2 pseudogenes are annotated in these 645 nt (G+C 47.1%); both read left to right on the forward strand.

Annotation, left to right across the window (positions count from 1 at the left end):
• A pseudogene (locus tag R7Q11_RS27040) lies at positions 1–277 on the forward strand (DNA polymerase III subunit epsilon); the annotation flags it as partial.
• Positions 278–285: 8 nt separating this feature from the next.
• A pseudogene (locus tag R7Q11_RS27045) lies at positions 286–645 on the forward strand (TIGR03503 family protein); the annotation flags it as partial.

A 645-nucleotide genomic window follows, 5' to 3' on the forward strand; every position in this document is an offset into this window, starting at 1 on the left:
CCTCGACGTATTATGTGAACGTTACGGCATTGATAACTCGCACCGTACACTCCACGGGGCATTGCTCGATGCGGAGATTCTAGCCGACGTTTACCTACTGATGACTGGTGGGCAAACGAGTCTAGAATTTAACGCCAACAAACAAGAAGGCGGGGTAGAAACCATTCGCCGCATTGAAGGAAGAAAAGCACTAAAGGTTTTGCGTGCAACTGCCGATGAATTAGAAGCGCACCAGAAAAGATTAGAACTGGTAAACGACTGTATTTGGCACCAATAGGAGAAGCTATGTTGAGGGCTTTGTCGGTCGCTATTTTAGCGATCTGGAGTTGTTTCGCATTTGCCGCGAGCGAGTCCGCCATGTCTTTGTTGGATAACCGTTTTCGTGTCGACCCGACCATCGAAAAGATTACTTTTCTGGTTTATCGTGAACAAAGTTCTCAACCTGTTGTGTTAGTTCGTCCAGATGGTAAAAAATATTACGCGTGGGGCTCTTACGACAACGTTCGTTGGTATCAAGAACCTGCCCTCGATATCATCTCGATAGATAAACCCATGCCAGGTCCGTGGCAGGCTGTCGGAAAAGTCACCCCGAAAAACAACATTCGTCTGATCTCACACTTAAAGCTCAGTACCGATGTGTTCCCA

This window comes from Vibrio sp. 970, from assembly GCF_033339075.1.